We start from the raw sequence: 25,884 nt of genomic DNA on the forward strand, positions 1-25,884 counted from the left end.
ATCTAACGACTGACAAGTCGTTAGATAAAGTCTTTCATCTGGTTTTGCAGCTGTAATACCGCATTCATAGTAAGTAGGCGATTATTGTACGTTTTTACCGGCACTATGCCCATCAAAGAATTACAGATAAACATTGCTGGTGCTTGTTTAAGCTCGACTAACTTAGTATGGCAGACTTTGATCTGCGGATATTTGGCTAAAATGGCCTGTCTAATAATACCATCAACACCGGATGTTGATAAATCTGGGGTGCATAAATGCCCATCTAACCAATAGAATAAGTTTGAACTCGTTACTTCAATCACCTCATCAAGGTAATTAGTCACAATAAGATCATCTTCAATACGTTCATCAAGCTCAGCCCTAAATAACACTTGCTCGAGTCTATTAAGGTGCTTTAATCCCGCGAGCATAGGGCTAATAGAGATCTGTTGCTTACTATCCCCTAAGTTAATTCCTTGCTGGGCTAGCGCAGTATAATGGCTAGGAAAATCAGATACCATGATAATAATATTACTGGCATTATCGCTTAGCCCTATTCTTGAATAACCTCTGCCACCACTACCCGCAGTAATTATCACTTTTAATACCGCCAGTGGATAAGCCCTGGCAAGCGATTGCAATTGTGCCGTTAACTTGGCCATTAAGGGTACTTGCAGCTTTAATTGCTGGCAACCTCGGGTTAATCGCTCTATATGTTTTGTCAGTAAAACTATTTCGCCATGCACAATTTTTGCCGTGGTGAATATCCCATCACCGTAAGCTAAACCGCGTTCAGTTACCGCGATATCTGTTTGTTGTTGACCATTTACCGAGCAATATTTCATATTTTATCTTAATAATATTAATTATTGACATAAAAAAGCCTGAAACGTCCGCCAAGCAGGCGATTAGTATTCAGGCTTACTCATTATTTTTCAAGTAATTTAAATTACGTTGACTCGCTTAACTAGATTTTCTTAAAAATCAAGGAGCCGTTAGTGCCGCCAAAACCAAAAGAGTTACAAAGCACATATTCCAGCTCAACATCACGAGCGACACCGGCAATATAATCTAAATCACAACCCTCACCTGGGTTATCTAGGTTTATCGTTGGTGGCACTTGGTTGTTCATCAGTGCTTGAATACTAAAAATAGCTTCAACTGCGCCAGCGGCACCTAATAAATGCCCAGTCATTGATTTAGTAGAACCCATCATGACTTTGTGCGCACTGTTACCAAAGACGGTTTTAACAGCATTGGTTTCGGCAATATCACCCGCAGGTGTCGAAGTACCGTGGGCATTGATATAGCCTATTTTACTGATATCAATTTTTGCATCATTAATCGCATTTTGCATAGCACGCGCTGCACCCTCACCACTTTCAGGCGGTGAAGTCATATGATACGCATCACCACTCATACCAAAACCAACCAGCTCAGCATAAATTTTTGCGCCACGCGCTTTGGCATGTTCATATTCTTCAACAACGATAACACCAGCACCATCACCAAGCACAAAGCCATCTCTGTCTTTATCCCAAGGACGCGATGCAGCCTCAGGGTCGTCATTGCGACGAGATAATGCACGTGCAGCACCAAAGCCGCCCATACCAAGAGAAGTCGATGCTTTTTCAGCACCACCAGCAACCATAACATCGGCATCACCATAGGCAATCATACGAGCAGCATGGCCGATATTATGCACTCCACTAGTACAAGCTGTGGTAATAGCAATATTAGGACCTTGCAAGCCAAACATAATAGATATGTGACCGGCAATCATATTAATAATGGTTGAAGGTACAAAAAAGGGCGATAACTTACGGGGATTACCTTGAGCTTTTAACAGCTTGTTATGGTTTTGTTCAATTAAGCCTAAACCGCCAATACCCGAGCCAACAGCAACACCAATACGAGGAGCATTTTGCTCGGTAACTTCTAGGCCACAATCTTTAAAAGCTTGCACACCCGCGGCAACACCATATTGAATGAAAAGATCCATTTTTTTGGCTTCTTTGCGCTCCATATAATTTTGCGCATCAAAATCTTTTATCAAACCAGCAAACTTAGTTGGATAATCTGTAGTATCAAAGTAATCAATATTACTTATACCACTTTTTCCAAGTAGTAATTTTTGCCATGTTTCTTCTGCTGTATTGGCTAATGGGCTAAGCATGCCCATACCAGTAACTACTATACGTCTCATAACAGAGCGGCCTCCGAAAAATTAATTGTATTAGCCAAATTAACACTTAAATTGGTTAATACCGTCATCTTAGACATAAAAAAAAGCGGTCACTTACAATTAAGTATACCGCTTTTAATATTTTACTAAGCTCGATTATCTCGAACTTATTAACAATTACTGGTTAGCAGTAACGTAATCGATTGCTGCTTGAACTGTCGTGATTTTTTCAGCTTCTTCGTCAGGAATTTCAGTATCAAATTCTTCTTCTAACGCCATAACTAATTCTACAGTGTCTAGTGAGTCAGCACCTAAGTCATCAACAAATGATGAATCAATTTTAACTTCTGCTTCACTAACACCTAGTTGTTCAACTGTGATTTTTTTTACGCGTTCTTCGATATTACTCATTTTATTTCCTTTACTGAAAGTGCATTTTTTCAAATTGCGTGTAGTGTATTCGTCAACAGCTTGCCATGCAAGCATCTAATTCAATTTTTTATCTGGTCTAACCTGTTGAAGTATTGAAAAATATTATTTGAAAACCATCTAAGCCTTAATAAGTAAGGCTTAGACCATATACATACCACCATTGACGTGAATAGTTTCACCTGTCACATAAGCGGCAGCATCAGACGCTAAAAAGGCTACCGTACTGGCAATTTCTTCTGGCTTACCTAAACGCTTTGCCGGTACTTGAGAGAAAATGCCCTCTTTTTGCTCATCGGTAAGTGTTTTTGTCATATCCGTATCAATAAAACCTGGTGAAACAGTATTGACGGTTATGCCACGTGAAGCCACTTCACGTGCCAATGCTTTAGTAAAACCTAATAAGCCAGCTTTAGCCGCAGCATAGTTGACTTGACCGGCATTACCCATAGTACCCACAACCGAGCCTATATTAATAATACGGCCCGTGCGTTTCTTCATCATTGGACGAATAGCGGCTTTACTTACTTTAAAGACCGACGTTAGGTTTGTATCGATAACATCTTGCCACTCGTCATTTTTCATACGTATAAACAAGTTATCACGGGTAATACCAGCATTATTGACTAAAATATCAATTGCCCCATGTGCTGCTTTAATCGCAGCATACATTTCACTGATCGATTCATCACTGGTCACGTTGAGCACTAGACCCATACCAGTACCATTATTGGCAGTTAAGTACTCAGTAATGTTATTTGCGCCAGTTTCTGAAGTAGCAGTACCAATGACCGTTGCACCAAGTGCTTGTAATTGTACTGCTATAGCTTTACCAATACCGCGGCTCGCGCCAGTTACTAAAGCAACTTTACCTTCTAATGAAAACATATTTTACCTACTATTTTTATTTTATAACGTTAACTTACTGAATAAGATAACGAATTATTTACTTTGATTCATTTACTAACTTGATGTGATGGTTTGAATTATAACATCAAGTAATTATTTAAATTAACTATTCAGCAGTTCTTTTGCTAGTTGTAAGGTGTCAGTAGTGTTGAAACTAACACTTTTTATTGATTTATTAATACGCTTATTTAAGCCCTGTAGTACTTTACCAGGACCCACTTCAACCATTTTATCAATGCCCTCATTTGTTAACAGACAAATAGTTTCGCGCCAACGAACGGGGGAGTATAATTGCTTAACTAAAGCGGCTTTGATTGCTGCACTGCTTGTTTCTTTAGCAACATCAACATTATTAACCACATTAATGAGTGGCACGTTAAAGGTGATTTTATCTAGTTCAATAGCCAACTTAGTCGCGGCATCACTCATTAACGCACAGTGTGATGGCACGCTTACCGGTAGCGGTAAAACCCGTTTAGCACCTGCCGCTTTACATAGTTCGGTGGCACGCTCAACGGCTTCTTTATGGCCAGCAATAACCACTTGTCCAGGGGAATTAAAATTCACCGCGGCAACGACTTGCGTTTGCTTTGCCGCTGCACAGGCATTAATCGTTTCTTCATCGCCTAAACCAATGACCGCAGCCATGGCGCCAACACCTGCTGGTACACAGGCTTGCATGAATTCACCACGTTTTTCCACCAGTACTACCGCTGCACTTAAGGTAAAAACACCCGCACAAACCAAGGCTGAATATTCACCTAAACTGTGGCCGGCCATGACCTCAGGAATCACATCAGACTCTGCTTGCCAAACTCGCCATAGGGCGACACTGGCGGTTAACAATGCTGGCTGGGTAAAATTGGTCTGATTTAGTTTTTCTACTGGACCTTGAGCAACTAATTGCCATAAGTCATAACCCAATGCGGTAGAGGCTTCGGCAAAGGTTGCTTGTACTATAGTGTTTTCTGAAAAGTCACTGAGCATGGCGACAGTTTGAGAACCCTGCCCTGGAAATATGAAGGCTAGTTTATTGTGCATATTGATACTCTATTTAAGTGCTATTTAATGAAGAAGATTATTTATTATTGAAGCTGAAGTTGTCAATTTTTCTAAAAGTGACTCTGAATCATTATCGAGCAGATAAACCCTGCTCTAAAGAGTTTTTGATTTTTTCAGGTACTTGCCTTTCAACTTCTTTAACGGCTTCCATAATTGCGGCATAAAAAGCCTCTATATTGGCATTACCATGACTCTTAACCACAATACCGCGTAATCCTATCAAACTTGCGCCATTGTACTGGTCGGGGTTCATGGTTTTAAAGAGTTTTTTAAAGCTAGGTTTTAACAAAGAACCAAACAACTTAGCCACTAAGCTAGCATTAAAAGCCGCTTTTGATTTTTCATAAACTAACCGAGCGACACCTTCACACGTTTTTAGCGCGACATTACCGACAAAACCATCACAGACAATGACATCCGCTTTATTAGAAAAAATATCACAGCCTTCAATAAAGCCGACGTAGTTAATATCTTCATTGTTACTTAATTCAAGTGCGGCGAGCTTTATATGGTCGCTGCCCTTAATTGCTTCTTCACCCATATTAAGCAAGGCAATGCGCGGCTTAGTTATGCCATCAACTTGTTCTGCCATGACGGAGCCCATGACACCAAACTGGTATAATACATGTGAATCACAAAAGACATTGGCACCTAAATCAAGCATAAAGACATGTTTATCATCATCATGGGTAGGTAAAGATGAAATAAGTGCTGGACGCTCTACCCCAGGTAAAGTCTTTAATACAAAGTGTGCCATTGAAAAGAGTGCACCGGTATTACCCGCACTGACACAAGCTTGTGCACGCCCGTCATGAACTAGGTCCAGGGATTTACGCATTGATGAGTCTTTTTTGCTACGTAACGCCACAAGGGGTTTATCGGTCATGGAGACAACTTGTGAAGTAGCGAAAAGACTTAATTGCTTATGTTTGGAAAATTTTTCTTTAGATATATTTAGACGAGCAAGGGTTTCTGTAATGATGATTTCATCACCACAAAGTATGAGGTGCAAGTTAGGCTGATGTTTTATCGCCATTATTGCTGAAGAAAGTGTTATAAAGGGGCCTTGATCGCCCCCCATAACATCTAACGCTATGGTTAGATTAGTATTTAAGCTCAAGCGAAAAGCCTAAACTATTTGACTATAACGAAGTAATCGCTTAAACAGCGATTACTTTAACGCCTTTGTAAAAACCATCAGCAGTGATATGGTGACGACGATGCGTTTCACCTGATACTGGATCTACTGATAAGTTTTCTGGTGTAACTGCATCATGTGAACGGCGCATGCCACGTCTTGAACGAGACTTTTTGCTTTTTTGAACTGCCATGAGTTTCTCCTAAATCGGTTATTAGTTAAAGGGCTATATGCTTATTAACTACTTGAATTGTTTTAATACATCAAATGGATTTGGCTTCTCAAGCTCTTCAGGCAATTCACCCCAAACTGAATCAGCATCAGCTGAACAATCTCGAATTTTATGCCGTGGAATTAATGGAATAATGAGCATGAACTCTTCTTCTATTAATTCGCATAAGTTTACTTCACCATTTTCATCTAATTCTACTACGTCATAATATGACGGGATTTTTTCAGCGGCTTCCTCATTTTTGGCCGGACTAAAAGTAAAATCTACTTTAAGTGCATGGTCAAAATTTTCGTTACACCGCTGACAAGTTAATGCAACTAATGTCGAAGCCGTACCTGACATTACTGTCAAACCACGTTCATCGACATCAAACTTAACACTAACTTTGACATGCTCGCTTCCGCTTTCGCATTCAGCAAGTAGTCGAGTCATATCTGACAATTTATACTCACCTTCACACACAAGTCTTCGCTGTGCACTACGGGATGGGCTAATTGTTATTGGAAGTTTAAGATTCTGCATAAGGCGCGCATATTATAGTCCCTATAGGCAAGTGTCAAAAGAAAATTGCACTATTTTGTTTAAAAGCTCAAGATAGAACCAATAATAGCAATAATTGCATAAAAACAGTTTATTTAGCCAACATTTGTTCTCTAAGTAAACAATTGCGTAATTATAGCTATTCCTCTCGTTATTCCCATTTTAAAGGCTAAATATGAAAACCTTAGTACTCGGCTCAACGTCTCCATTTCGTAAAACCATTTTAGAAAAGCTGCAAATACCATTTCACTGCGCAAAGCCTGCTATTGATGAGAGTGCACAACAAGATGAATCACCGCAAGTTTTAGTTAAACGCTTGGCCATTGAAAAAGCAAAAGCGGTTAGCGCAGACTATCCAAAGGCGTTAATTATTGGTTCGGATCAGGTAGCTGTATGTGAAGGAGAGATTGTAGGAAAACCCCATAACTTCGACAATGCGGTTAGGCAATTAACTAAATTTAGCGGCAAAACTATTATTTTTTATACTGGCTTATGCGTCTATGACAGTGAAAAGGATAACGCACTTGCTTTAGTCGAGCCCTTTACCGTGCACTTTAAGCAATTAAGCCTAGCAGACATTAAAAACTACCTGCATGCAGAGCAGCCTTATAACTGCGCTGGCAGCTTTAAGAGTGAGGGCTTAGGGATATGTTTATTTAGCAAGCTTGAAGGTGATGATCCTAACACCTTAATAGGCTTACCTTTGATTAAGCTAGTTGCCTTATTAAAACAACAAGGTGTAGATGTATTAGCTGAACAGAATAAAACGAGCTACTAATATTAAATACCAACGTTGATTATGTACAGTGTTGGTATTTTCAAGTATCGATGAAGCCTTAGCAGAGCCTTTATACCGGTAATAATAACGGTTGCAACTCTGCTAGAGAGTCAACAATAGCTTTAGGCTGATAGCGACTTAATGTATCTCTATCATGAACACCTAACGTTATACCAATTCTGTCAACCCCTGCCGCTTGCGCCATTTGCATATCGTAGTGAGTATCACCAATCATAACCGCTTGTTCAGGCAAAACATTTAACTCGGCCAATAGACTCAATATCATTTGCGGATCTGGCTTTGAGCGCATTTCATCGGCACAGCGTAAAGCATGGAAAAAGTGCTCAGTATCACTTTCAAATAAAACACGCTGTAGACCTTGACGACCTTTTCCTGTTGCTACGGCAAGCAACTTATTATTATCCTTAAGGGCTGTTAACAGTGACCGTGCATTATCAAATAAAGGTGTAGGGGGATTATCACCTTCGACATATTGGTATTTATATTGCTCAAGCATAGCCGTCAGTTGCCCTTGAGAGCCCAAGGGGAATAAAATAGCAAGAGCTTTAGGTAAACTTAAACCTATAATGTCTTTTACTTGTATTGCTGTTGGTATGTCTAATTGACAATGATGTGCTGCGGCTTGCATTGAAGCAACAATGCGCGCAATCGAGTCCATCAAGGTACCATCCCAATCAAATATAATTAATTTATACTCACGCATATAGGTTATTCTTTAACCAATTTAGCTAACAATTTTTCTAAACTTGGCTCGAGCGGCGCTTCAATTTTCATGCGTTGCTCGGTTTTAGGGTGAGTAAACTCTATACTGGCAGCATGTAAGAACAAACGTTTTAAGCCCTTACTTTTCATCTGTTCATCAAACCCTTCATGACCATATTTGGCATCCATGGCAATGGAATGGCCACTCACTTGACAATGAACACGTATTTGATGGGTTCTGCCTGTGACAGGAAAAGCCCTAATTAAGGTAGCACCTCGATAACGCTCTAACACCCTAAAACGTGTTTCACATTCTTTGCCCGCTTGATTATCAACCACGACAACACGTTCACCGGACTTTAAGTCATTTTTCTTTAATGCCTCAGTCACTCGGGTTAACTTAGTTGGCCAATGCCCTTTCACCAAAGCATGATAGAACTTTTGTACATTCTTATTACGTAACTGTTCATGTAAATGCCGTAAGGCCGAACGCTTTTTGGCCACGACTAAGCAGCCTGAGGTATCTCGGTCTAACCTATGGACAAGTTCTAACATACGCGCATCAGGTCTTAATGCTCGTAATGCTTCGATTAAACCAAAACTCAAACCACTGCCGCCATGTACGGCCATACCTGAAGGTTTATTGATAACAATTAATCTGTCATCTTCAAACAATATTTGTTTCTCTAGATTGGCAACAATAGTTAATCCGGTGGAGACCGCATCTTTTTGTTCAGAAACTCTAATCGGTGCAATACGTACTACATCATTAAGTACTAATTTATAGGGTGGTTTGATGCGCTTTTTATTTATTCTGATCTCTCCTTTACGCATTAAACGATAAAGGTGACTTTTTGGCACACCTTTGAGTGTTCTCAATAAAAAATTATCAATGCGCTGCCCCGCATCTTCACTATCTATGGTGATGTAGCGTACTTTAGGTCTTTCGGCTTCCGCAGCATTCTTAACTTGAGGGGTATTTTCAGCAATTATTTTTTTATGCTGAGGCTTTTTATCAACTGAGCGATGTTGAGAGCTTGCTTTGTTTTTATGCACGTGATTGGCTTTTTTGCTATTAATTTCTTTCATAACGGCAGTTTAACACATTTTATTTCGCTTATAATGCAATTAAAATAGCTTTTTATTGGCTAAAATCGAAAGATAGTGGGATACTTAAAGGGTTATTAGTTGATATTTAACGCTAACACCGTATATAAGCAGCCATATGAAAAAACTAACATTAGGCTAATCAACATAACATTTTAACCCTAGAAGCTTTAAAGAGAGACGTAAGAGGCAAACTGCGGCCACATTAGTATGCGAATTTCATCTTGTTAACTGTACCATTATGACGTTAACAAACGTAAAAATAAGACATATTAATAGTACGGCCTATTGTATAAATTGACACAGGTAGTTATCAGTTTTGTAAACTTAACCGCGGTAGATTGTCATAAAAGCATAAACAGTTTTAACAATTTGATTTTAAAATGTTATTAGCCCAGCACCATAAAGCAATTATTATAAAATAATACCAACGCGAATTAAGCTGGTATTTTGCACAGCACACAAGCTGAGCACATAAAGAAATAAATTAACATTGCCTACTCTAATTAGGGCAGTGATATTGAAAAACAATCAGAATTTATAACAGCTTAACTTGGTTTTATGACAGGTTAACCGTGACAACCGTGAGGCTGACAATTTGCTGTTATCAGAAAAACAGATTGCTTTATGTCCTAAGCAAATGATGTGTTGTGACTAAAATGAGTCCGACAAACTATGAAACGTATGTTAATTAACGCTACCCAATCAGAAGAATTGCGCGTAGCACTAGTAGATGGCCAAAAACTTTACGATTTAGATATTGAAAGTCCTGGTCATGAACAAAAAAAATCTAATATATATAAAGCAAAAATCACCCGTATTGAACCTTCTTTAGAAGCCGCTTTTGTTGATTATGGCGCTGACCGCCATGGTTTCTTACCAATGAAAGAAATTGCGCGTGAATACTTCCCTAAGGGCTATACCTTTCAAGGCCGCCCTAATATTAAAGAAGTCTTGCGCGAAGGCCAAGAGGTTATCGTTCAAATAGATAAAGAAGAACGTGGCCAAAAAGGTGCTGCACTGACCACCTTTATAAGTCTCGCTGGTAGCTACCTAGTATTAATGCCAAATAACCCCCGAGCAGGTGGTATTTCACGCCGCATTGAAGGTGATGAACGTACCGAATTAAAAGAATCTTTAAGTAAGCTAGAATTACCTAAAGGCATGGGTTTAATTGTCAGAACCGCTGGCGTTGGTAAAGATTATGATGAATTAGCGTGGGATCTCAGTGTACTTTTACATCACTGGCAAGCAATCAGCGACGCTGGAAAAACGCGCCCCGCACCTTTCTTAATCCACCAAGAAACAAACCTTATTTTACGCGCCATTCGAGACTATTTACGCCGAGATATTGGTGAAGTATTGATTGATCGCCCTAAAACCTTTGAAAGTGTTAAAAAGCACATCGAGGTGGTTCGCCCTGATTTCTTAAATAAAATAAAGCTTTATACCAGTGATGTGCCTTTATTTACTCATTACCAAATTGAAACACAAATTGAAACGGCTTTTCAACGAGAAGTACGCCTACCTTCTGGCGGTTCAATCGTAATTGACCCGACCGAAGCCATGACTTCCATTGATATCAACTCAGCTCGAGCCACTAAAGGTAGTGACATTGAAGAAACTGCTTTTAATACCAATTTGGAAGCGGCTGAAGAAATTGCTCGTCAGCTACGTTTACGTGATTTGGGTGGTTTAATCGTTATTGACTTTATCGATATGACCCCCGTTCGACACCAGCGTGAAGTAGAAAACAGAATGCGTGATTCAGTTCACCAAGACAGAGCCCGCATTCAATTAGGTAAGATCTCTCGTTTTGGCTTATTAGAAATGTCGCGTCAACGTTTACGTCCGTCGATTGGTGAAACAAGCCAAGGGGTATGTCCTCGTTGTAGCGGTACCGGTCATGTCCGTGGTGTTGAATCTTTAGCGTTATCAATATTGCGTTTAATGGAAGAAGAAGCCATTAAAGATAATACCTTACAGGTACAAGCACAAGTGCCAGTACCTGTTGCTACTTATTTATTAAATGAAAAGCGCCGTTCAGTGATGCATATTGAAAAGCATCATAATGTCAGGGTTTTAATCATTCCTAATCCACATATGGATACCCCGCAATATGAAGTACTGCGTGTTAAAACGGATGAAACTGTCGAAGAAGCAAGTTATGAATTACCGGTCAAACAAGCTGAACTTGAAGAAGCTAAAATGCCTAAATTTGATAAAGCGACTGCTAAAAGTGATGAACCCTTAATTCAAGGAATGACAACACCAACACCTGCCCCACGACCAAGTGACTTAAGCAAAAAAGCTGAACAAACAAAGACAGAAAATCAAGAAAAGTCTAGTGGCTTTTTTGCTTGGTTGAAGGGACTTTTTGTTACTGAACAAGTAGCTGATGAAGTTAAAGAAGTTAAAGAAAGCGACACCAGTGATAAGCCAAGACGTTCGCAAGGTAGACGCGAGAATCAACAAGGTAAGCGTCGTAATAGTCGTAGCGGTAATCGTAATCGCAACGAACGAAATGATCGAAACGATGAAAACTCTTCGACTAGCTCAACCAGTCATACCAGTGAATCAAGAAATATCCGTTCCACTCGTGATGACGAACAGAATAAGCCGAAGAGACAAACGCGTAAAAGTGATAATCTAGATAAAGATAAAGTTGTTAAAGAAGAGAAAGTCACTGAGCGTCGTCAACGTAGAACTAATCGCAAACAAATACGTATCGAAACACCAAGTAAAGCTATCGATACCGCTGAAAAATCAACCGCAGTTAAAGCGATGGAGACTGAACAGCTTAATAAACCGGTGGCCGAAAGCGAAACAAAACATGATGACCGACCACGAAATAGACGTTCACCTAGACACCTAAGAGCAAATGGACAACGTCGTCGTAATAACAATAGTAAAAACAGTGCGGAAACTGCATCAATAGAGCAGCCATTAACTAGTGAGACTTTGTCTGTCGATGAATCAGTAGAAGCGCGTTACCCTGCTACTGCTAATCCTGTTACGTCAGAAATGGCCGCGCAGTCTGAAGTAGTGACGTCCTCAACTGAAGTCAATAAAGCAACACCGGATGAAGTTGTTAAAGATAAAATCATTGCTGCAGTTAAAACGCCGGCAAGAGAATCTACTGTTGAAGAACCGTTAGCAAGCGCAGCAGTAATTAATGCGCCGCAAGCCAAAGAAGACACGTCAACAACTGAGGTTGCCGAGCCAGTAACAGAAGTTCAACAAGAGTTACCTTTAGAGCAAAAAGAAGATATTACTGCAACTAAAGAAACTTCACTGGCAACCACCGCAGACGTTGACGAAACTACAGTAACATCCGTAGTGACAAATCAAGCGACTGAAGTTGTTGAGCTGCAAAGCGAAAATGTTGTCACTCCGGTAGCTACGATCATTGGAACAGCGACTACCGACAGCAAAGTTCAAGAAGCTAAAGTTGAGACGGTGCAAGTTGAACAAGTGAAAAAAGCGGCTACTGCGACTAAGAAAGTAGCTCCGGTGAAAAAGAAATCGGCACCTAAGGATAAAAAGCTCGCTAGGCAAGTGAAAAAAGCAAATCGCCTTGCTGGTCATGCCACGGCGCCTATGACAAAAACGGAAACGATCACCACAATTAAAGAAATCCCGACTAACTTTATGGCCGATAGTGAGCGACTCGCTCATCAGTCATCAGGCAGAACGGCGATAACGGCTGATGTAGTAAACCGTAGCGCTGCGCAGGCAACTAAGCCATAAAGCACACCTAGCTTAAAATTTAAAGCCAGTTATAAAGAGTATAACTGGCTTTTTTTTGTCTAAATTCTACCTACTTTATTAATGAATATGAGAAGTAATCCTCTACTCGGTATAAGCTACATCACTCAATAAGCTAAACCTTAAAAACTTATACAAGACGATAACTTAGCATTAACAAATAGCTTGACTGTTACTCTAAGCTAACGTTAAATGGTAAATAGTTGTCGGCCAGCTGTTAATAAATTAGATAGGTCATTATTGTTACCTAGTTAAGAGTAAGGTAACGGATATAAAAGAGAGTAATAATTATTATGAAAAAATGGTTTTTTTCTGACAATGGTGAAGTAACTGGCCCTTTAGGATTAAAAGAGTCAAACGAATTTATTTCTAAAAACCCTGACTTATATGCTTGGCATCCTTCTTATACTCATTGGGTTCCGGTTAGTTGTATTAATGAATTTGAAACATCAGTCACGCCCCCTCCTCCGCCAATATCCATCCCAAATGATCTTATTGATGACTTAATTGGCGAAGAAAAAGAATTAATAACAACCTTAGACCGTATAGATAAAACAATTAAAATCACTGCAGACTCTTTATATGAAATAGATACCGAATTAGATAATTATGGCACTATTGCCCATAATTTAACGGAAGAAGTTAGGGTGGTAGTTAAGACAATTGAAGAGCAGTACGCCGTTTTACAAAAGAACCTAGCTAACGTAATTAAAGCTGACTACTAATGGCTTCAGCATATTTAACTAACCGTTAACCAGTGAATCTGATTCATCATAAACACTAAAGTTAACAGATAAGAGTATTTACTATGAAAAAATGGTATTTTTCAAATAATGGCGAAATTACTGCCCCCTTAGATTTAGATGCAGCAAAAGATTATTTAGCCAGTAACCCCAATGTGTATGGCTGGCATCCTTCATTTAATCAATGGAAGCCAGTCAATTGTATTAGTGAATTTGTCGATGTACTTCCGCCAACAGTACAAGCGCCATTAATACCAAAAGAAATTTCTGACCAGTTTTTAGCTAAAAAGCAGCGCTTAGAAGTAAAATTAACCTCTATTGACGATAGTATTAATCACAGCCAGTCATCTTTAGCTAAGTTTGAACAACAAATTGCCAGCTATAAAGACTTGACCAAAAATTTGAATGATGATGTTAAGGGTGCTATCGATAACATCGAGAAGAAGTACAAAAATTTAAGCCGTAAGCTGTCTCAAGTTAAAGACGCGGTAGATATTGCGGAAACAGAAATATCGGCAGTGGTTGATGATTTCACCCATAGAATGAGCTCAAATGATATCTTTATGCCCTCTTGTACTCCAAGTACAGCAATACTACAAGAGCAGGAAAACAACGTATTATCAGACAATGCACAAGGAAGCAAAGCCAAACTTGCGCAAGAAATATTAGCGACGCCTCATAGACGTGTTGAACCCAACGAAGCAAAACTTGAGGAAGCGCAGGTTGCAATAAAAGAGCCCGTAAAAAATCAGGCTAAAAAAGTAACTAAAAAAGTAACTAAAAAAGTAGAAAAACCGGCAAGCCAATCACTTTTAGATGACACCAACGAAGCCAGTCATTCGCCTAAAGACAGTTTCACTGGTATGAAAAATATGATGAAGTCGGTATTTAAAGGTGACAGTAAAATAGAGAAAGAAGTAAAAACTAAAAATATAGACGCGAATAAAGCTAAAGAAGAGCCACGATCAATGGCTGAACGTTTAAAAATGGCTCAAAGCAACCAATAAAATCGTTATTAATAGTCCTTAAACGACATAAATAAAAAGCCAGTCATTATTTAAAATGACTGGCTTTTTTGATATTGGTTGTCTCGCTCTAAGAGTAGCTAGACCCTTAGTACTTTTTCTTGTCTATCTTTACCCCTGAGCTATTTTACATGGGCCAAGACTTGTTTGGCTAATTTAGTAATTTCCGACCAGTTCTTATTGTCAACAATATCACTTGATACTAACCATGAGCCACCACAACAAACAACATTAGGTAAGGCCAAATAGTCACGCACGTTATTAAAATTTATGCCACCTGTTGGGCAAAAGCGAATATCGGGGAAAGGTCCACCAATTGATTTAATGGCCTTAATACCGCCTGATGCTTCTGCTGGAAAGAATTTAAAATGGTCGTAACCATAATCTGCTCCATCCATAAGCTCAGAAATTGAAGATATACCGGGTATTAGGGCAATATTACCGTCATTACCGGCTTGTAATAAGTCTTTGGTTAAACCGGGGCTAATTGCAAATTTAGCACCTGCATCATAAGACTGTTGTAATTGCAGACGATTGGTCACTGTACCTGAACCAATAATCGCTTCTGGTAGTTCTTTTGCAATGATACTAATCACATCAAGTGCGGCTGGCGTACGTAAGGTTACTTCTAAGACCTTAACATCCGCAGCTAATAATGCTTCCGCAATATACAACGCATCTTCAACTTTATTGATTACAAGTACAGGAACAATAGGTCCCATGTTGAAAAGGTCCTTTGGCATGATTTGCCAATTTTTTGATACTGTCATAAATCCTCTTTATTTTCTTGACCAATTGAACCCAGGGTTAAATAGGCACTGAATTTTTTATATTATTAATTATTAAGGAGTCAAGCTATGACTCCTTAATCGTGAGCTGTTATTTACTCTTATTACTAGTGATTAAGAGTCGAATAGCGAACACGCACCTGTTTCAGCTGAACTCAAGTTACGGCGCATAAAGCCAAATAACTCACGCCCCATACCTTCATGGTGGCCATTCACTTGAAATAGTGCAGTCTTGCGATTGGCTAATTCCTGCTCATCAACGAGCAATGTTAACTCACCTGTTTCACCATTGAGGTTAATCATGTCGCCTGTCTGAACCTTAGCAATCAAACCACCATCAAGTGCCTCAGGGCATAAATGAATGGCTGCAGGTACCTTACCTGAAGCGCCAGACATACGTCCGTCAGTAAGAAGGGCAACTTTAAAACCTTTGTCTTGCAGCACGCCTAACAAGGGCGTTAATTTATGTAATTCAGGCATACCACGCGCTTTAGGGCCTTGGAATCTTACCACTGCAACAAAATCTTTTTCGAGTTCACCCGCGTCAAATGCCGCCTGTAATTCATGTTGATCTTCAAAAACAATCGCTGGGGCTTTAATGACAAAGCTGCCTTCTCTAAGTGATGACGTTTTAATAACAGCAACACCTAAATTACCTTTCATCACTCGTAAGCCACCATGAGAACTGAATGGCTTAGCAACTGTTGCAATAATTGCATCATCAAGTGACTTTTCAACGCAATCAACCCACTTAAGCTCACCATTATCTAGCACCGGCTTCTTAGTGTATCGAGTTAAACCACGACCACAGATGGTTTCTACATCTTCGTATACCAGTCCGCCGTCAATAAGTTCACGGAACAGTAGCGCCATACCACCGGCGTCTTGGAATTGATTGATGTCAGCATGACCATTAGGATAAATACGTGTTAATAAAGGCACGCTTTCAGAAAGGTCATTAAAATCTTGGAAGTTAATAATAATGCCAGCCGCTTTAGCAAAAGCAATAATATGCATGACCAAGTTCGTTGAGCCACCCGTTGCTAATAAGGCTACAATTGCGTTAACAATTGAACGTTCATCGACCATTTTACCAATCGGCATATAGTTACCCGATTGCTGGGTTAAACGTGTTGCCTGACGAGCAGCCGCTTTTGTTAACTCTTCACGAAGTTGGGTATTAGGTGCAATAAAAGAGGAACCTGGTAAATGTAAGCCCATCACTTCAACAACTAACTGGTTAGAGTTTGCTGTGCCGAAGAAAGTACAAGTGCCGGCAGAATGATATGATGCAGATTCAGCCTCAAGTAACACTACTTCATCTACTTCACCCTTAGCATGCTGTTGACGCACACGGGCTTTTTCTTTGTTTGGCAGACCTGAAGGCATTGGCCCCGCTGGAACAAATACAATTGGTAAATGCCCAAAGGTCATACTTGCTATCAACAAACCCGGTACAATTTTGTCACAGATACCTAACATTAATGCGCCATCAAACATATTGTGAGATAAACCTACAGCTGCTGACATCGCAATGACATCACGACTCATCAGGCTAAGGTCCATACCTGGTTGACCTTGTGTAACACCGTCACACATAGCGGGTACACCCGCAGCAACTTGTGCCACGCCACCGGCATCTTTAACTGCAGCCTTAATAATATCCGGGTATGTCTGGTACGGTTGATGGGCACTAAGCATATCATTGTAAGAGGTAACAATAGCGATATCTGAGTGTTGGATGCCGCGTAACGATGCTTTATCTTCTTTACCACAAGCAGCAAAGCCGTGGGCTAAGTTACCACATGATAAACCAGCACGATGTACTGTGTCTGATTTTGCCGCGTCAATTTTCGCTAAATATTTAGCCCGTGTTTTAGCACTACGTTTTATGATTCTGTCGGTAATATCTACTATTTGCTGTTTCATTTACTCTCTCAACTTATATACTTTTCATTTTATTTAATACTTAAACTTATTTGACAAGTGAGTTATGGAGCCCAAAAAATTTGAGTATTTAAGCTAGGGTGTTGTAAAAATGCTCTAATCGGCATTTCAAACGAATCATCACCATTTAACGCTTGTATTAATACCATCTTCTTTCCTTCTCCACATGAATGAAGGAAAATGTTTTTGCTGGTGATTAAGCTAGCAAAAGTAAAACTGATACGTTGATGCGGCGCTGTTTTAGGTTGAACTTTCATGAGTGCTGCATCGTTTGTCTCATCAAGGCCAACATTGATTTCGTCGCTACACGGGAATAATGAAGCAGTATGACCGTCTTCGCCCATACCTAAAATTAATACATCCAGTGGTAATAACGTTTTACTTGCCGCCACGTTTAAATCAGTAAGGGTTTCATCCGTTAATTCATCACCTTGTTTAAGGTGAAAAAACTTAGCCTTTTCTGCTTTGTTTTGCAGTAAATTTTCATGTACTAAGCGGGTATTACTGTCTTGACTATCGATTGCCACCCAACGCTCATCCGCTAAGGTGATGGTTACTTTTGACCAATCAATATCACTTTGTGATAACACCTTAAAAAAACCTTTCGGTGTTGAACCACCTGAAACGGCGATACTTGCTTTGCCTTTTTGGCTTATTGCTTGCGCAAGGATTTGACTCACTGTTTGGGCCAAGGCGACATCTAAATCATTACGTGTAGAGAACTCTGTTAACTGGTGCATTATTCAACCCATTGGCGATCATCACGCGCGATTAAGGAAAGAGAAGCTACAGGTCTCCAAGAACCTGCAGCATATGGTTTAGGTGTTTCATTGGTGGTTTTCCATGCTTCAATGATGCTATCAGCCCAAATCCACGCAGCTTCAACTTCATCACGACTAACAAATAATGATTGATTACCATTTAATACTTCTAACATTAAGCGCTCATAAGCATCAACAACACGCTCGTTTTTATAGGTATCAGAAAAACTTAAATCCAATTTGTTTTCTTGAATATGCATCTGTGAAGCAATACCGGGTATTTTGTTCATCATTTGTAATTCAACCCCTTCATCAGGTTGCAAACGAATGGTTAATTTATTGGCAGGTAAATCACTGTAACTGTCTTTAAAAATATTATGGGGTTGTTGTTTAAAGTGTATGACTATTTCACTATGCTTCTTTTGCATACGCTTGCCAGTTCGAAGATAAAATGGCACACCTTTCCAACGCCAATTATCTATCTCTGCTTTTATAGCGACAAAGGTTTCCGTATTACTGTTGGCGTTAGCACCTTCTTCATTTAAATAGCCTGGTACAGCAACACCCTCTAAAAAGCCGTCACTGTATTGGCCACGAACCACTTTATCTTTAATGTTTTCGCGATTAATGGGTTTTAATGCCTTTATCACTTTAAGTTTTTCTGCACGAATACTCTCGGCACTTAAATCCGCAGGAGGCTCCATAGCCAATAGCGACAAAATTTGCAATAGGTGATTTTGTACCATGTCGCGCAGTTGCCCTGCTTCGTCATAAAACCCCCAACGTCCTTCAATACCGACACTTTCAGCCACGGTAATTTGCACATGGTCGATACTGTTACGATCCCAATTATTGGTAAACAGTGAATTTGCAAAACGTAACACCAAAAGATTCAGTACCGTTTCTTTACCTAAATAGTGATCAATTCGGTAAGTTTGCTTTTCTTTGAAGTATTGTGAAACTTGGTTATTGATTTCAATAGAAGACTCTAAGGAGTGACCAATAGGCTTTTCCATTACCACACGATCCGCATCAGTAATTAAATTAGCCTGAGCTAAACCCAGACAAATATCACCGTAAATTGACGGAGGTGTTGAAAAGTAATAAACACGAGTGCTATTGCCATTAGCGAGTGCATCAGCTAGGAGATTAAATGAAGCACTGTCTTTAAAATCCAGTTGTTGATAAACAAAACGATTGATGAAACGTGTCAGTACTTGTTCATCTATTGTTTCGTTGACAAAATCATTTAAATTCTCGACCACAATACTTTTGAATTCTTCTAGACTATGCTCTTGTCTTGCCGCGCCCACTATACGGCTATCTTTATGGATTAAACCCGACACCTCCAATTGATAGAGTGCGGGTAATAGCTTACGTCGGGATAAATCACCTAAGGCTCCAAATATGACGATGTCACTCGCTGATTGACAATCTAAATTACTCATAGAATTTCTCTTATATAAAAGGGTATTGCTTTACTTATATTTTTACGCAAGTTTCGACTCTAGGCAGTCACAGTAAAAATAATTATTTGTAAGTAAACTACATATAGACCTAATTTAGCGCTTGTTTAGCTGACAGTAAAGAACTTTTTGTAATTTTATTACATGAATTAATACCACAATGGACTAGTCGCCTACAAACAAGATAAGCTAGGGATTAATTGCCCGAACTAGTCAAAACAGGCTCAATATTGTACGGTTTAAGTAGTAAACATTTACCAAATTAGCCATTTTTACTGACTTTAATCCTAAATCATGAAATAAAATTTCATTTTTTCTGTTCCTTAGATAGAAAATAAATTACAGTATAGACAAAATAGCCCCTTAATTAATGTTGGCTATCATTGAAATATCGTTTAAACGTACTTTAAAAATTAAGATAAAGAAGATCTAGGATCAGACCATAATGAATATATTAGAAAAGATCACTAACGAACTAGACATGCTCAGTAAATCAGAGCGTAAAGTAGCAGAAGTCATTTTAGCGTCACCAAGTACTGTTATTCACTCAAGTATTGCGGCACTTGCCAAACAAGCCAAGATCAGTGAACCAACAGTGAACCGTTTTTGTCGTCGGTTAGACACTAAAGGTTACCCCGATTTTAAACTTCATCTTGCGCAAAGCTTAGCCAATGGTACACCTTACGTTAACCGCCATGTAGATGAAAATGATACTGCTGAAGAATATACCGACAAGATATTTGAATCCACGATGGCAAGTCTTGAATTAGCCCGTAAAAACTTAGACTCAAATGATATCAATCGCTCGGTCGATCTATTAACCCAAGCCAGTAAAATATCATTTTTTGGTTTAGGAGCTTCGGCCATCGTTGCCCATGATGCCCAGAATAAGTTTTTCCGATTTAATGTGCCGGTTGTTTATTTTGATGACATATTAATGCAACGTATGAGTGCTATAAATAGTCGCCAAGGTGATGTGGTTATTATGATTTCTCACACTGGCCGTACTAAATCACTTGTTGAAGTTGCTAATTTAGCAAAAGAAAACGACGCCACGGTTATTGGCATTACCGCAAAAGGTACGCCACTGGCTAAGGAATGTAGCATAGTCTTATCCGTTGATGTCTGTGAAGATACTGACCTTTATATGCCGATGTCATCACGCATTGCCCAACTCGCTTTAATTGATGTTTTAGCGACAGGTTTTACCCTACGTCGTGGTAGTAAATTTAGAGACAACTTAAAAAAAGTAAAAGATTGTTTAAGAAGTTCACGCTTCGAAAAAAAAGACTGATTATTTAGTGCTAAGATTTAACACTGTATTTCAACCATCATTAATTCAAGCCATAAACCTAATTAAAAAAGTAAGAGGATTAAAATGCCAAGAAGAACAAAGATTGTTGCTACCTTAGGTCCTGCAACCGACGATAGAGAAGTTTTAAAAGATTTATTAGTTGCAGGTGTAAATGTAGTTAGACTGAATTTTTCTCATGGTATTCCGCAAGATCATATTGATAGAGCAAAAAATGTCAGAGAAATAGCGAAAGAGCTTGGCATTTATGTAGGTATCTTAGGTGATTTACAAGGTCCTAAAATCCGTATTTCTACCTTTAAAAATGGCCCAATTAAATTAGCCATTGGTGATAAATTTGAATTAGATGCCACGCTAGAAAAAGATCAAGGCTGCCAAGAAAAAATAGGTATTGATTATAAAAAATTAGTACAAGATGTTAATACGGGTGATATATTATTACTTGATGATGGTCGCGTACAATTAAAAGTATTATCGACCTCTGACACTTCAGTGTTTACGATAGTGACTGTCGGTGGTCCATTATCCAATAATAAAGGTATTAACCGACAAGGTGGTGGCCTAACAGCTCCCGCTTTAACGGCAAAGGATAAAGAAGACATTAAACTTGCCGCTAAAATTGATGTTGATTTTCTGGCGGTTTCATTTCCTCGTGATGCAGCCGATATGCGCGAAGCGCGTTTACTCGCACAAGAAGCGGGTTGTGATGCCCGTTTAGTCTCTAAAATTGAACGTGCTGAAGCCGTTAATGATGATAAAATTCTTGACGAAATTATCTTAGCCTCAGATGTTGTTATGGTCGCCCGTGGTGATTTAGGTGTTGAAATTGGCGATGCTGCGCTTGTTGGTATGCAAAAACATATTATCGCCCGTTCTCGTCAACTAAACCGTGTGGTCATTACCGCCACACAAATGATGGAAACCATGATTGAGCAACCTATGCCAACACGCGCAGAGGTAATGGATGTAGCAAACGCTGTGTTAGATGGTACTGATGCGGTAATGTTATCGGCCGAAACAGCGGCGGGTAAATACCCGGTTGAAACCGTAAAAGCGATGGCCAATGTTTGTCTAGGTGCTGAGCAACATCGTTCGGTAAATGTTTCCAGCCACAGAATTGAGCTTACTTTCAGTGAAGTTTCAGAAACGATTGCCTTATCCGCTATGTATGCCGCTAACCATTTAGAAGGCGTTAAAGCAATTATAGCGTTAACTGAGTCAGGTCAAACCCCTAAAATAATGTCACGCATTACCTCAGGCCTACCTATTTTCGCCTTATCTCGTCATGAAAAAACATTGAATAAAACGGCAATATACCGTGGAGTTTACCCGATTGAATTTGATTCAACCTATGTCAATCATGACAATTTATCGAATGAGATATTAAAAGCGCTCAGTGGTCACATTGACCTAGCTATTGGTGATAAATTGATTTTAACGCACGGTGATATCATGGAAACCGTTGGTGCATCTAATACCTTAAAAGTGTTAACCGTCACTAAAAAACACCTTAGTAAATAACAACAATAATTAAGGCTAAAAAAGGCCAGATGTTATCAACATCTGGCCTTTTTTGTTGCTATGAAAGTAAACGCTTAACTAACTATTGACTGCCTGCTTTACTTTATCTTTATAGCTGCGACTCACCTTCAATTCTTTACCATTTTTCAAAACTAAAAAACACTCACCATTGACTTGGCTACAAAATTTTTCAATAACGTTCTTGTTCACTATGGTCGACCTATGATTGCGAATAAATTGCTTAGGATCTAAACACAGTTCTAGTTCTTTCATGGTTTTTCTAAGAATATAGGTGTTTTCTTGTAAAATGTTTTGCTTGGTTGCCAAGGTGTGTACACACATATAATCACCAGCAGCATCAATCCAAAGAATATCTTTTACCGGTACACGGTTCACTTCTCCCGCATCCTTAATTGCCAAAATATCTGAATAGCTAGATAAGGTTAATGCTTGATTATTCTCTAATTCCGTTAAAATTTTCTGATAATCATTGCCCGTGACATCACTCACTAAACGAACTAATTTGGATTTATGTGCACTATCGGCGCTGCTTTTAAAATGTTTTTGTATTTTTTTAATGGTCTGCGCCAGTCTGTCTTCATCGGCTGGTTTTAATAAATAATCCAACGCGTGTACTTCAAAAGCTTTAATTGCATATTGATCAAAGGCGGTGACAAAGACCACAACAGGCATAGTTAAGCCCTGCTCGATAATACTTTCAAGCACCTGAAAACCATTGAGACCTGGCATTTGAATATCAAGAAACATCAGATCAACTTGATAAGCACGAATGGCTTCTAATGCCTCTCTACCGTTGCAACACTGCTCAATAATATTAATATTATCATGGGCTTGTAAGCGTATGGTTAGCCCCTTACGAGCCAGTGGTTCATCATCAACAATGATGGTTGATAGAGACATAAAAATTCCTAATTTATTATACCAATGACACTAAGTTATTGAGCCACTTGCTATGAGTTACGATAAAGAGCAATGCGGCATTTATACCCGTGACCATTCAAGATGCATGTTTCAGAGTGCTTGAGAAATTTCACTTCAAGGCGCTGTGATGAAATAATGGTTGTTCAGGAGAATATGCTCAGGATAATTGCTCCTGCATTATCTAATAAGGGACTCCTGTACCGTCTGCATTCTCTAATAACACCATCCATGTCGCGTCATTATGAGTTACCGCAACGATGAAGTGATGTTGCTCAACCGCTTCTTCGATGGGTTTAAAATGACTTTATAGCACGTTAAATAAAATGACTATGCTTCAATTATTTCCCTTGCCTAAAGCCCTTTTAATTCCCACTAAATCGAGCACTTTGAATGGTAACAGGTATAACTAAGTGAAGTTGGCTATACTTTATTGTTAATTTAGTTCAAATGGCATACGTATACTTATTTTAACACCTGTCGGTTGGTTATGGGAAACAACTAACGAAAACTTTTCATGATATAAAGCTTGCAAGCGCTCGCGGGTATTCACTAAACCGACACCACGTTCTCGGTGTAAGTTGCCATCAACAATGTCAGCTCCTGGACCACTATCAGCTATTTCAATTAATAAGTCGTCAGCAAAGCGCTGTACCGAAATGGTAATGCGTCCCCCCTGCTCTTGTACGGCAATAGCATGTTTTATCGCATTTTCAGCTAATGGCTGTAAAATCATACTGGGCACTAACGCAGCTTGGCAATCCTCGTTTATATGAAAATCTAACTGTAATCTATCTTCGAAACGTACTTGCTCTATTGCCAAGTATAGTTGTAAGGCTTGTATTTCTGTTTGTAAACTGACCTTTTTCATCGGATCTTTATCTAAGGAGTAACGGAGAAATTCACTGAGTTTAGTGACCATAGAGTTAGCGGTTTTATTTTCTGCCACCAAAATAAGCGTTGAAATAGCATTGAGGGTATTAAACAAAAAATGAGGGTTCAATTGATAGCGCAACATTTTTAACTGGGCTTGATGTGCCACAGCATTCGCTTTAAGGACATTTTGCTTTTCTATTTGCAGCATTTGATAGTATTTACTACCAAAGTATAAGCCGCTCCAACTTAAAATAATGTAAAAAGAGCCTAACGTGGAACGGGTATACATATACCAAAATTCTGGCTCATAACCGTGTTTGTATATTTCCCAATAGTTAATATTTTTAACTATTTGCCATAATACACCGGTAAAATAAGATGAAAGTATCACCACCAAAGCAATTTTAATGGGCGGAAAGTTCCACGCTTTTTGATAAATATAGCGAAGGGGTACGGTAAACAACCATCCAGCGTAAGCGTTAAGAAAAATAATTACCACAAATATATCACGCAAATCATGCTGTAATGAGCCAAGATAATGCACAAAAGCAAAGCCAAACCAACCAGCAGTATGGACCAGCCAAAACAAACGATTTCTATTTTCTAGTAATTCTTTCCAATTCACAAACGTAACCATTTAAAGGATGCTATAAGGAAGTATGCGCTAATAATTAAATGATTTCATTGCCTTTGACCTTAGTAAACTAGCGACTTATCGCATAGTAACTAAGATAATCAAGCTATTATCTTAGGCGAAGACAATATAGTAGCCATTAGCGCCAAAGGTAGGTTATCAGCGATTAACAGGCCATCTAACAGAGTCTATTTGACTTTCCCCCAAGATAAACTTAACAGCAAAGCAATGGCCCCAATGGTTGCCCACCTAATAAATGCATATGAATGTGGTAAACCTCTTGACCGCCATCACTGTTACAATTGATAATTAAACGGTAGCCATCCTCATCAATGCCCTCTTCTTTAGCAAGCTTTTTGGCAACAGTAATCATACGCCCTAAAGTTAATTCGTCCTCACTAGTGACATCATTAATAGTGGCAATGTGCTTATTGGGCACAATTAAAATATGACTATCAACACGTGGCGATATATCTCTAAAAGCGGTCACTAAGTCATCTTGATATAATAAAGGCGTGGGGATTTCTTGTCGTATAATCTTCGAAAAAATAGTTTCTTCAGTCATGGTGATTATTTCCTTTGTCAATTACTAAACATTTTATTGACTAGTTTACCTTTATATAAATATAAATCACTCTTTACTGTAGTTTATTAACCTTAAGCAACACGCTAGTTAAGCTAGCGATAACATGCATATTGTTTATTAAGGCTGGCATGGATATTAATCCCTGCTTTGTGATATAAACTGTGCTTTAGCAAGTCCGGCAGAGTGCAAACCTTATGGTCAGCGAGCATGCTTAATTTAACCGGCCATCAGAGATGGTCTGCCCTAAAATGGTGACCGACCTTCATTATTTATCAAGCTCAGCGTAACGATTGCGCTAAACTCAGTAGTGACCACGGCTACATCGGCTCGGCTTAACTTTTTCCACGTTGAAATTTTTGCTTGCTTTGATGTTAATGGCTTCGATTAGGTACATTTTTTCAATGCTCATAGCGGTAAATGCCTATTTTTATCT

General features: G+C 39.1%; 23 protein-coding genes. 6 read left to right on the top strand and 17 right to left on the bottom strand.

Annotation, left to right across the window (positions count from 1 at the left end):
- Positions 1 to 20: 20 nt before the first annotated feature.
- From pabC to yceD, 8 genes are all read right to left on the bottom strand, one after another.
- Positions 21 to 827, bottom strand: a complete 807-nt coding sequence (gene pabC, locus ASU03_RS09795; protein WP_057831674.1) for an aminodeoxychorismate lyase — start codon at positions 825 to 827, stop codon at positions 21 to 23.
- Positions 828 to 949: 122 nt separating this feature from the next.
- The gene (gene fabF / locus ASU03_RS09800; protein ID WP_057831675.1) at positions 950 to 2,188 is read right to left on the bottom strand and encodes a beta-ketoacyl-ACP synthase II; all 1,239 of its coding nucleotides are present in this window, start codon (positions 2,186 to 2,188) and stop codon (positions 950 to 952) included.
- A 156-nt stretch (positions 2,189 to 2,344) separates the two neighbouring features.
- Positions 2,345 to 2,578 (bottom strand): acyl carrier protein, encoded by a 234-nt coding sequence (gene acpP / locus ASU03_RS09805; protein WP_011043112.1) that lies wholly within the window; start codon positions 2,576 to 2,578, stop codon positions 2,345 to 2,347.
- Positions 2,579 to 2,737: 159 nt separating this feature from the next.
- Complete coding sequence (fabG, locus tag ASU03_RS09810) at positions 2,738 to 3,484, bottom strand: 3-oxoacyl-ACP reductase FabG (protein ID WP_057831676.1); 747 nt, start codon at positions 3,482 to 3,484, stop codon at positions 2,738 to 2,740.
- 123 nt (positions 3,485 to 3,607) lie between these two features.
- The gene (gene fabD / locus ASU03_RS09815; protein ID WP_057831677.1) at positions 3,608 to 4,546 is read right to left on the bottom strand and encodes an ACP S-malonyltransferase; all 939 of its coding nucleotides are present in this window, start codon (positions 4,544 to 4,546) and stop codon (positions 3,608 to 3,610) included.
- 91 nt (positions 4,547 to 4,637) lie between these two features.
- Positions 4,638 to 5,687: a phosphate acyltransferase PlsX gene (plsX, locus tag ASU03_RS09820; protein WP_082627234.1), complete on the bottom strand. Its 1,050-nt coding sequence runs from the start codon at positions 5,685 to 5,687 to the stop codon at positions 4,638 to 4,640.
- Between the two features lie 40 nt (positions 5,688 to 5,727).
- Entirely contained in the window at positions 5,728 to 5,898 is a 171-nt protein-coding gene (gene rpmF, locus ASU03_RS09825; protein ID WP_011043108.1) for a 50S ribosomal protein L32, read from the bottom strand.
- A gap of 48 nt (positions 5,899 to 5,946) precedes the next feature.
- On the bottom strand, positions 5,947 to 6,459 hold the full coding sequence (yceD, locus tag ASU03_RS09830; protein ID WP_057831678.1) for a 23S rRNA accumulation protein YceD: 513 nt from the start codon (positions 6,457 to 6,459) through the stop codon (positions 5,947 to 5,949).
- A gap of 193 nt (positions 6,460 to 6,652) precedes the next feature.
- Between yceD and ASU03_RS09835 the strand changes: the two genes are divergently transcribed.
- On the top strand, positions 6,653 to 7,255 hold the full coding sequence (locus ASU03_RS09835) for a Maf family protein (protein WP_057831679.1): 603 nt from the start codon (positions 6,653 to 6,655) through the stop codon (positions 7,253 to 7,255).
- A 70-nt stretch (positions 7,256 to 7,325) separates the two neighbouring features.
- On the opposite strand, the gene ASU03_RS09840 is transcribed toward ASU03_RS09835, so the two are convergent.
- Together ASU03_RS09840 and rluC are read right to left on the bottom strand one after the other, a co-directional pair.
- On the bottom strand, positions 7,326 to 7,979 hold the full coding sequence (locus tag ASU03_RS09840; RefSeq protein ID WP_057831680.1) for an HAD-IA family hydrolase: 654 nt from the start codon (positions 7,977 to 7,979) through the stop codon (positions 7,326 to 7,328).
- A gap of 5 nt (positions 7,980 to 7,984) precedes the next feature.
- Positions 7,985 to 9,067 carry a 23S rRNA pseudouridine(955/2504/2580) synthase RluC gene (rluC, locus tag ASU03_RS09845; RefSeq protein ID WP_082627235.1) on the bottom strand — a complete coding sequence of 361 codons (1,083 nt, stop codon included), beginning with the start codon at positions 9,065 to 9,067 and terminating at the stop codon, positions 7,985 to 7,987.
- 693 nt (positions 9,068 to 9,760) lie between these two features.
- Here rluC and rne point away from each other — a divergent pair.
- From rne to ASU03_RS09860, 3 genes are all read left to right on the top strand, one after another.
- Positions 9,761 to 12,835, top strand: a complete 3,075-nt coding sequence (gene rne, locus ASU03_RS09850; RefSeq protein ID WP_057831681.1) for a ribonuclease E — start codon at positions 9,761 to 9,763, stop codon at positions 12,833 to 12,835.
- Between the two features lie 311 nt (positions 12,836 to 13,146).
- Complete coding sequence (locus ASU03_RS09855; RefSeq protein WP_057831682.1) at positions 13,147 to 13,578, top strand: DUF4339 domain-containing protein; 432 nt, start codon at positions 13,147 to 13,149, stop codon at positions 13,576 to 13,578.
- An 83-nt stretch (positions 13,579 to 13,661) separates the two neighbouring features.
- Positions 13,662 to 14,603, top strand: coding sequence for a GYF domain-containing protein (locus tag ASU03_RS09860; RefSeq protein WP_057831683.1), 942 nt, complete (start codon positions 13,662 to 13,664; stop codon positions 14,601 to 14,603).
- 140 nt (positions 14,604 to 14,743) lie between these two features.
- On the opposite strand, the gene ASU03_RS09865 is transcribed toward ASU03_RS09860, so the two are convergent.
- The 4 genes from ASU03_RS09865 to zwf form a co-directional block, all read right to left on the bottom strand.
- Complete coding sequence (locus tag ASU03_RS09865) at positions 14,744 to 15,391, bottom strand: bifunctional 4-hydroxy-2-oxoglutarate aldolase/2-dehydro-3-deoxy-phosphogluconate aldolase (RefSeq protein ID WP_057831684.1); 648 nt, start codon at positions 15,389 to 15,391, stop codon at positions 14,744 to 14,746.
- 132 nt (positions 15,392 to 15,523) lie between these two features.
- Positions 15,524 to 17,338, bottom strand: a complete 1,815-nt coding sequence (gene edd / locus ASU03_RS09870; RefSeq protein ID WP_057831685.1) for a phosphogluconate dehydratase — start codon at positions 17,336 to 17,338, stop codon at positions 15,524 to 15,526.
- A gap of 62 nt (positions 17,339 to 17,400) precedes the next feature.
- Complete coding sequence (gene pgl, locus ASU03_RS09875; RefSeq protein WP_057831686.1) at positions 17,401 to 18,096, bottom strand: 6-phosphogluconolactonase; 696 nt, start codon at positions 18,094 to 18,096, stop codon at positions 17,401 to 17,403.
- Entirely contained in the window at positions 18,096 to 19,565 is a 1,470-nt protein-coding gene (gene zwf / locus ASU03_RS09880; protein WP_057831687.1) for a glucose-6-phosphate dehydrogenase, read from the bottom strand. The genes pgl and zwf overlap by 1 nt, the downstream gene beginning before the upstream one ends.
- Before the next feature lie 463 nt (positions 19,566 to 20,028).
- Here zwf and ASU03_RS09885 point away from each other — a divergent pair, with 463 nt between their 5' ends.
- Together ASU03_RS09885 and pyk are read left to right on the top strand one after the other, a co-directional pair.
- Entirely contained in the window at positions 20,029 to 20,877 is an 849-nt protein-coding gene (locus ASU03_RS09885; protein ID WP_057831688.1) for a MurR/RpiR family transcriptional regulator, read from the top strand.
- An 84-nt stretch (positions 20,878 to 20,961) separates the two neighbouring features.
- Positions 20,962 to 22,416, top strand: coding sequence for a pyruvate kinase (gene pyk / locus ASU03_RS09890; RefSeq protein ID WP_057831689.1), 1,455 nt, complete (start codon positions 20,962 to 20,964; stop codon positions 22,414 to 22,416).
- Positions 22,417 to 22,494: 78 nt separating this feature from the next.
- On the opposite strand, the gene ASU03_RS09895 is transcribed toward pyk, so the two are convergent.
- The 3 genes from ASU03_RS09895 to ASU03_RS09905 all read right to left on the bottom strand — a co-directional run bounded on the left by ASU03_RS09895 (position 22,495) and on the right by ASU03_RS09905 (position 25,430).
- Positions 22,495 to 23,337, bottom strand: coding sequence for a LytR/AlgR family response regulator transcription factor (locus ASU03_RS09895; RefSeq protein ID WP_057831690.1), 843 nt, complete (start codon positions 23,335 to 23,337; stop codon positions 22,495 to 22,497).
- A 454-nt stretch (positions 23,338 to 23,791) separates the two neighbouring features.
- Complete coding sequence (locus tag ASU03_RS09900; RefSeq protein WP_082627236.1) at positions 23,792 to 24,868, bottom strand: sensor histidine kinase; 1,077 nt, start codon at positions 24,866 to 24,868, stop codon at positions 23,792 to 23,794.
- 211 nt (positions 24,869 to 25,079) lie between these two features.
- Complete coding sequence (locus ASU03_RS09905; RefSeq protein ID WP_057181144.1) at positions 25,080 to 25,430, bottom strand: HIT domain-containing protein; 351 nt, start codon at positions 25,428 to 25,430, stop codon at positions 25,080 to 25,082.
- Positions 25,431 to 25,884 lie beyond the last annotated feature (454 nt).

The sequence above is a fragment of the Colwellia sp. TT2012 genome (assembly GCF_001440345.1).
In the GTDB taxonomy this organism is placed as follows: domain Bacteria; phylum Pseudomonadota; class Gammaproteobacteria; order Enterobacterales; family Alteromonadaceae; genus Colwellia.

Bases quoted from the DNA above. Each gene is read 5' to 3' on its own strand.
- ASU03_RS09860 (WP_057831683.1), top strand. From the start codon at position 13,662: ATGAAAAAATGGTATTTTTCAAATAATGGCGAAATTACTGCCCCCTTA.
- yceD (WP_057831678.1), bottom strand. From the start codon at position 6,459: ATGCAGAATCTTAAACTTCCAATAACAATTAGCCCATCCCGTAGTGCA.
- edd (WP_057831685.1), bottom strand. From the start codon at position 17,338: ATGAAACAGCAAATAGTAGATATTACCGACAGAATCATAAAACGTAGT.
- rluC (WP_082627235.1), bottom strand. From the start codon at position 9,067: ATGAAAGAAATTAATAGCAAAAAAGCCAATCACGTGCATAAAAACAAA.
- zwf (WP_057831687.1), bottom strand. From the start codon at position 19,565: ATGAGTAATTTAGATTGTCAATCAGCGAGTGACATCGTCATATTTGGA.
- acpP (WP_011043112.1), bottom strand. From the start codon at position 2,578: ATGAGTAATATCGAAGAACGCGTAAAAAAAATCACAGTTGAACAACTA.
- ASU03_RS09835 (WP_057831679.1), top strand. From the start codon at position 6,653: ATGAAAACCTTAGTACTCGGCTCAACGTCTCCATTTCGTAAAACCATT.
- rpmF (WP_011043108.1), bottom strand. From the start codon at position 5,898: ATGGCAGTTCAAAAAAGCAAAAAGTCTCGTTCAAGACGTGGCATGCGC.
- ASU03_RS09905 (WP_057181144.1), bottom strand. From the start codon at position 25,430: ATGACTGAAGAAACTATTTTTTCGAAGATTATACGACAAGAAATCCCC.
- ASU03_RS09865 (WP_057831684.1), bottom strand. From the start codon at position 15,391: ATGACAGTATCAAAAAATTGGCAAATCATGCCAAAGGACCTTTTCAAC.
- ASU03_RS09885 (WP_057831688.1), top strand. From the start codon at position 20,029: ATGAATATATTAGAAAAGATCACTAACGAACTAGACATGCTCAGTAAA.
- fabD (WP_057831677.1), bottom strand. From the start codon at position 4,546: ATGCACAATAAACTAGCCTTCATATTTCCAGGGCAGGGTTCTCAAACT.
- fabG (WP_057831676.1), bottom strand. From the start codon at position 3,484: ATGTTTTCATTAGAAGGTAAAGTTGCTTTAGTAACTGGCGCGAGCCGC.
- ASU03_RS09900 (WP_082627236.1), bottom strand. From the start codon at position 24,868: ATGGTTACGTTTGTGAATTGGAAAGAATTACTAGAAAATAGAAATCGT.
- pgl (WP_057831686.1), bottom strand. From the start codon at position 18,096: ATGCACCAGTTAACAGAGTTCTCTACACGTAATGATTTAGATGTCGCC.
- ASU03_RS09840 (WP_057831680.1), bottom strand. From the start codon at position 7,979: ATGCGTGAGTATAAATTAATTATATTTGATTGGGATGGTACCTTGATG.
- pyk (WP_057831689.1), top strand. From the start codon at position 20,962: ATGCCAAGAAGAACAAAGATTGTTGCTACCTTAGGTCCTGCAACCGAC.
- pabC (WP_057831674.1), bottom strand. From the start codon at position 827: ATGAAATATTGCTCGGTAAATGGTCAACAACAAACAGATATCGCGGTA.
- ASU03_RS09895 (WP_057831690.1), bottom strand. From the start codon at position 23,337: ATGTCTCTATCAACCATCATTGTTGATGATGAACCACTGGCTCGTAAG.
- fabF (WP_057831675.1), bottom strand. From the start codon at position 2,188: ATGAGACGTATAGTAGTTACTGGTATGGGCATGCTTAGCCCATTAGCC.
- ASU03_RS09855 (WP_057831682.1), top strand. From the start codon at position 13,147: ATGAAAAAATGGTTTTTTTCTGACAATGGTGAAGTAACTGGCCCTTTA.
- rne (WP_057831681.1), top strand. From the start codon at position 9,761: ATGAAACGTATGTTAATTAACGCTACCCAATCAGAAGAATTGCGCGTA.